Here is a 5695-nt window from a genome sequence, read left to right on the forward strand (position 1 = left end):
CGTCGGCATAGTGATCCATGTCGTTGCCGTCCCAGGGCTGCGACGAACGGCCGTGGCCGCGGCGGTCATGGGTGACGACGCGGAAACCGTTGGCGGCAAGGTGGAAGGCCTGCGCTTCCCAGCTGTCCGACGACAGCGGCCAGCCGTGGCTGAGCACGACGACCGGGCCATCCTTCGGCCCCCAGTCCTTGTAATAGATCTCGACGCCATCGCGGGTGATGATGCGGCTGCCCATGGTGTTTGCTCCCTTCGTGCCGGACGCGCCGGCGGTTGATACAGTGTTGGATGCGGCCTTGGCCGGCGTGTTCATGGCATGGACCGCGACTGCCGTGGCGGCAGCGCCAAAGGCGGCCGAGAGAACGCTGCGGCGGGAGATGCTGTTGGCTTCGGTCTTGCTGATTGCCTTGCTCATGGAACGCTCCTTCTTCCCTGCGGTCGTGCCGCGCTATAGTTAGATATCTAGCGATTAAATCGTGCACGATTTATATACATTTATATCGCCATCGATTAGATCGCGCACAACATTTATAATGCGACCGCACGACTGTCAATGCCTTGCGATTATATCGTGAACGATTTATTTTGAACGCATGACAGGAGAAAGCGATGACTGACACCAACTCCAAGAACGACGAGGCGATGCTGGCGCTCGACAGCTTCCTCTGTTTTGCGGTCTATTCGGCAAACCACGCCTTCACGCGCATCTACAAGCCGCTGCTGGAGGAACTTGATCTCACCTACCCGCAATATCTGGTGATGGTGCTGTTGTGGGAGAAAGACGACCAGACGGTCGGCAGCCTCGGCGAACGGCTCTTCCTGGAATCGAGCACTTTGACGCCGATGCTGAAGCGCCTGGAGGCCGCCGGCTACATCGCCCGTGTGCGCGACAAGGCGGACGAGCGGCAGGTCCGGGTGCAATTGACCGACATGGGCAAGGCCTTGCGGCAAAAGGCAGTGGAAGTGCCGCGCGGTCTCACCGAAGCGACGAAGCTCGGCGCCGACGATCTCGAGCGACTGCGCGCCGAGGTCTCCTCACTCAGGGACACGCTGCTGAAATAGCCGACCGCTGCGCCGACACCTCACCAAAAAGAAAAGCCCGGCGATCGCTCGCCGGGCCCCAACCAGTCGGACACAAGGTCCGAACTCAGAACTACTCGTTCTGGAAGTAGTTGTACTTGCCGTCGTCACCCTTCTTCCAGGTGTACATGACGTAGTCCGGACGCGTGATGTCGCCCTTTTCGTCATAGCCGAGTTCGCCGATTGCGGTCTTGAACGGACCCTTTGCCTTGATGGCTTCGGCAACTGCCTGCGGGTCGTTGCCGCCGGAAGCCTTGGCAGCTTCGGCGATGACCTGGAGAGCGGCGTAGGCGTAGAGCGTGTAGGCTTCCGGTTCGAAGCCGGCAGCGCGGAACTTCTCGACGAGGTCCTTGGCAGCCGGGTTCTTGCGCGGATCGGGAGCGAACGTCATCAGCGTGCCGTCAACGGCGTCGCCAGCGATCGAAGCCAGTTCGTTCGAAACGATACCATCGCCCGACATCAGGGTAGCCTTGAGGCCCTGGTCCTTCATCTGGCGCATGATCAGGCCGGCTTCGGTGTGCAGACCGCCGTAGTAAACGATCGAAACGCCAGCTTCCTTCATCTTGGCGATGAGCGCCGAGAAGTCCTTGTCGCCGGTGTTGATGCCTTCATAGAGGGCTTCGGTGAGGCCGGCTTCGTTCATCGACTTCTTGGTTTCGTCGGCAAGGCCCTGACCATACGGGGTCTTGTCGTGAATGACGGCGATCTTCGCGTCCTTGAAGTTTGCGGCGAGGTAGGCACCGGCAACTGCACCCTGCTGGTCGTCACGGCCGCAGGTACGGAACGTGTTCCAGAGACCGCGCTCGGTGAACTGCGGGTTGGTGGAGGCCGGCGTTACCTGCAGGATGCCGTTTTCGGCGTAAACTTCAGAAGCCGGGATGGACACGCCCGAGTTGAAGTGACCGACAACGAACTTCACACCGTCAGCAACGAACTTGTTGGCGACCGAAACGCCCTGCTTGGCGTCCGAAACGTCGTCGCCGAGCACAACCTTGATCTGTTCCCCATTGATACCGCCGGCAGCGTTGATGTCAGCGGCGGCCTGCTCTGCACCTTTCTGGAGCTGTGCACCGAAAGCGGCGTTCGGGCCAGTCAGCGGGCCGGCGACACCAACGAGAATATCAGCCCAGGCGCTGCCGCTGAAGGCAACCATAGCCGTCAGCGCGACCGCCGACAGAAGAGACTTTTTCATCTTGTTACTCCCAATTATTCGAGCGGGTCTCGTTACCAACCTGCGCAATGCCCACCATAGTTGCGCCGGTGTTTCTTTCGCACCGGCCGCGGCGGCCGGCGCGCGCTGTTCCCTTTATTTGGCTTTCCATGAGAAAGGCGAAGCCTTCTCATAGAGCCAATAGTAGTTATTGGTCATTTGCTTGGTCCGGTAGTATCGGAAACCTGCGGTAGCAAACAACAAAAGCACGATCGTGTCCACGATATAGTAGTGCAGGCTGAACATCGTGCCCTCGAAGAGAGCGTGATGCACGAAGCGGATGCCAAGCCCCAGCAACGCAACGTAGAGAAGGAGGCGCGGAAACTCCTCCCAGCTTTCGGCGACGCTCTTGCCGGTACGCCACGCCGTCCAGCCGCCGAGAACGCAGCTGATGAAAAGAAATTGCCAGATCGACACTTCTTCGTAGAGAATTCCCTGCATGTCACTTGCTCCAGATGCAGCCGTTCAATGACGGCCGCCTTCGAGATAGGCCGCGCGCACTTCCGGATTGGCGAGCAGTTCCTTGCCGGAACCGCTCATCGTCACCCGGCCGTTGACCATCACGTAGCCGCGGTCCGAAAGCTTGAGCGCACCGAAGGCGTTCTGCTCGACGAGGAAGACGGTCAGCCCCTCTTCCTTGTTGAGCTTCTTGATCGCTTCGAAGATGCCCTTGACGATCAGCGGTGCGAGACCGAGCGACGGCTCGTCGAGAAGCAGGAGCTTCGGCCGGGCCATCAGTGCGCGGCCGATCGACAGCATCTGCTGCTCGCCGCCCGAAAGCGTGCCGCCGCGCTGCGCCTGGCGCTCCTTCAGGCGCGGGAAAAGCGCAAACACCTTTTCCACGTCCTGGTCGAAGTGCTTCAGGTTGTCGAGGCTGGCGCCCATCTGCAGGTTTTCAAACACCGTCATGCGCGGGAAGATGCGCCGACCTTCGGGCGACTGCGCGATGCGCAGCCGGGCGATCTCGTGCGTCGGCATGCGGGTGATGTCCTGACCTTCGAAGAAGACCGAACCGGTACGCGCCTGTGGGCTGCCGCAGATGGTCATCATCAGCGTCGACTTGCCGGCGCCGTTGGCACCGATCAGGCAGACGATTTCACCGCGGTGAACTTCGACATCGACCCCGCTGAGCGCGCGGATGTTGCCGTAGTAGGTCTCGACGGCTTTAACTTGGAGAAGAGGCGCCGTCATCAGTTGGTGCCCCCCTGCCCGCCTTCGATTTCCTCGATTTGTTCGATCACCTCTTCAACCTCTTCATCCTCGACACCCAGATAGGCCGCAATGACCCTCGGATCGTTCTTCACGAAATCCGGTGTGCCGTCGGAAATCTTCTGTCCGTATTCCAGGACCACCACGTGGTCGGAAATCTCCATGACCACGGACATGTCGTGTTCGATCAACAGGATCGACGTGCCGGTATCGGCGCGAATGCTTTTCAGCAATTCGTTGAGCGCCAGGGACTCGCGCGGATTGAGACCGGCGGCCGGCTCGTCCAGGCAAAGCAGTTCCGGACCCGTGCACATGGCGCGGGCAATCTCGAGACGGCGCTGGGCGCCGTAGGAGAGGTCACCGGCCGGATCGTCCGCACGGTCGATCAGCGACGCCTTTTCCAGCCAGTGCTTGGCAAGGTCGATCGCCTCGCGCGATGCCTGGCGGTAAGCCGGGAAGCCGAGCAGGCCGAGGAAAGTGTAGCCGGATGCCTGCATCAGCTTGTTGTGCTGCGCGACGAGCAGGTTTTCGAGCACCGTCAGACCGGAGAACATCCGGATGTTCTGGAAGGTACGCGCCACCTTGGCGAGCTTGGTGATCTCGAAGTCCGGCAGACGTTCCAGCAGGTATTCCTTGCCGGCCTTCTGCTTCATCGTGATCATGCCCATCGTCGGCTTGTAGAAGCCGGTGATGCAGTTGAACACCGTGGTCTTGCCCGCTCCGTTCGGGCCGATCAGCGCGGTGATGTCACCGCGATAGGCTTCGAAGGAGAAGTCGTTGATGGCCATGAGACCGCCGAAGCGCATCGACAGGTGCTCAACCTTGAGAATGGGGTCTTTTGTCATTGTCGTCGTCTCGCGGGCCATCAACCGTGCCCTTCCTTGGTGAAGCTGCCGGAGACTGCCTTGCGTTCGTGCAAGAAGGCTGTCGGTTCGCGTGATCCGACGAAGCCGCGCGGCTTCCAGACCATGACGACGACCATGGCCAGGCCAAAGATCAGCATACGGTAGAGTTCAGGTGTGAAGTCCGGTCCGAAGACCATCTTCAGGAAGGAAAGCTCACGCAGGATTTCGGTGCCGCCGATCATCACGGCCGCAGCGACTGCGATGCCGGTGAGCGAGCCCATGCCGCCGAGAACCACGATGGCGAGAATGACCGCAGATTCCAGGAAGACGAAGGATTCAGGCGACACGAAGCCCTGGCGCACGGCGAAGAACGAGCCGGCGATACCGCCGAACATGGCGCCCGTCGCAAAGGCGGTGAGCTTGGTCGTCACCGTGTTGATGCCGAGCGAGCGGCAGGCGATCTCGTCCTCGCGCAGCGCTTCCCAGGCGCGGCCGATCGGCATGCGCCGCAGCCGGATCGTCACGTAAGCCGTGAGCAGCGCAAGCGCCAGGATCAGATAGAACAGGAAGATCTTGTAATAGGCCGACGACATCGGCAGGCCCATCAGCGCGGCAAAGCCGTCCTTCGAGGCATCGAACTTGATGCCAAACAGCGTTGCCTTGGCGATGCCGGAGACGCCGAACGTACCCTTCGTCACTTCCGTCCAGTTGATCAACACCAATCGGATGATTTCACCGAAGGCGAGCGTCACGATCGCCAGATAGTCGCCGCGCAGACGCAGAACCGGGAAGCCGAGGATCATGCCCCAGAAGGCGGCAAGGATGCCGGCGACCGGAAGAAGAACCCAGAAGGACAGGCCGAAATAGGTCGACAGCAGGGCGTAGGAATAGGCACCGACCGCGTAGAAGGCGACATAACCCAGGTCCAGCAGGCCGGCGAGGCCGACGACGATGTTCAGCCCCCAGGCCAGCATCACGTAGATCAGGATCTGGATGCCGAAATTGTCGACCCACTTGAGCGAGCCCTGGATGCCGAAGATCGCGACGACGAGCGGCGGATAGACGAGCAGGAACGCGATCGCGAGCTTGGAGAAGTGGCGGGTGAAGAAGGTCTCCTCCTTCACCGCATCCTCGGCTTCGGCCTTGGCGGCCTTGCGCCGGGCCATGGCCGGCTGGACATAGGCAACCATCAGGAAGCGGCCGACGGCAGCGACGATCACGAAGATCGCCAGCAGGCCCCAGCGCTGGTTGAGGATCAGTTCGTTGCGGATGTTCTGGTCGGACTTGAGACCGACGAACAGCACGAAAAGACCGAGCGAAATCAGGCCCGCGAAGACAGCCTCGCGCAGGGCCC

General features: G+C 60.8%; 7 protein-coding genes. 1 reads left to right on the top strand and 6 read right to left on the bottom strand.

The annotated features are described in order from the left end of the window. Window positions 1–412 (bottom strand): alpha/beta fold hydrolase (locus tag L981_RS32465; protein ID WP_043626775.1); only part of this gene is annotated, 412 nt, incomplete at its 3' end. Between the two features lie 194 nt (window positions 413–606). Between L981_RS32465 and L981_RS32470 the strand changes: the two genes are divergently transcribed. Continuing rightward, window positions 607–1059: a MarR family winged helix-turn-helix transcriptional regulator gene (locus L981_RS32470; RefSeq protein WP_043626778.1), complete on the top strand. Its 453-nt coding sequence runs from the start codon at window positions 607–609 to the stop codon at window positions 1057–1059. Between the two features lie 91 nt (window positions 1060–1150). Here L981_RS32470 and L981_RS32475 read toward each other — a convergent pair whose 3' ends face one another. The 5 genes from L981_RS32475 to livM form a co-directional block, all read right to left on the bottom strand. After that, a complete protein-coding gene (locus L981_RS32475; protein WP_043626781.1) occupies window positions 1151–2269 on the bottom strand; it encodes a branched-chain amino acid ABC transporter substrate-binding protein in 1119 nt (372 codons plus the stop codon). Between the two features lie 114 nt (window positions 2270–2383). Next, window positions 2384–2728: a DUF6867 family protein gene (locus L981_RS32480; protein WP_043626784.1), complete on the bottom strand. Its 345-nt coding sequence runs from the start codon at window positions 2726–2728 to the stop codon at window positions 2384–2386. A gap of 24 nt (window positions 2729–2752) precedes the next feature. Then, the gene (locus tag L981_RS32485) at window positions 2753–3478 is read right to left on the bottom strand and encodes an ABC transporter ATP-binding protein (protein ID WP_043626786.1); all 726 of its coding nucleotides are present in this window, start codon (window positions 3476–3478) and stop codon (window positions 2753–2755) included. Beyond that, complete coding sequence (locus L981_RS32490; protein ID WP_043626789.1) at window positions 3478–4362, bottom strand: ABC transporter ATP-binding protein; 885 nt, start codon at window positions 4360–4362, stop codon at window positions 3478–3480. Before L981_RS32490 ends, L981_RS32485 begins: the two co-directional genes overlap by 1 nt. After that, the coding region (gene livM, locus L981_RS32495) for a high-affinity branched-chain amino acid ABC transporter permease LivM (protein ID WP_043626792.1) at window positions 4362–5695 on the bottom strand (1334 nt) is incomplete at its 5' end. The genes livM and L981_RS32490, both read right to left, overlap by 1 nt.

The sequence above is a fragment of the Ensifer sp. ZNC0028 genome, from assembly GCF_000799055.1.
GTDB lineage: Bacteria > Pseudomonadota > Alphaproteobacteria > Rhizobiales > Rhizobiaceae > Ensifer.

Bases quoted from the DNA above. Each gene is read 5' to 3' on its own strand.
- L981_RS32485 (WP_043626786.1), bottom strand. From the start codon at position 3,478: ATGACGGCGCCTCTTCTCCAAGTTAAAGCCGTCGAGACCTACTACGGC.
- L981_RS32480 (WP_043626784.1), bottom strand. From the start codon at position 2,728: ATGCAGGGAATTCTCTACGAAGAAGTGTCGATCTGGCAATTTCTTTTC.
- L981_RS32490 (WP_043626789.1), bottom strand. From the start codon at position 4,362: ATGGCCCGCGAGACGACGACAATGACAAAAGACCCCATTCTCAAGGTT.
- L981_RS32475 (WP_043626781.1), bottom strand. From the start codon at position 2,269: ATGAAAAAGTCTCTTCTGTCGGCGGTCGCGCTGACGGCTATGGTTGCC.
- L981_RS32470 (WP_043626778.1), top strand. From the start codon at position 607: ATGACTGACACCAACTCCAAGAACGACGAGGCGATGCTGGCGCTCGAC.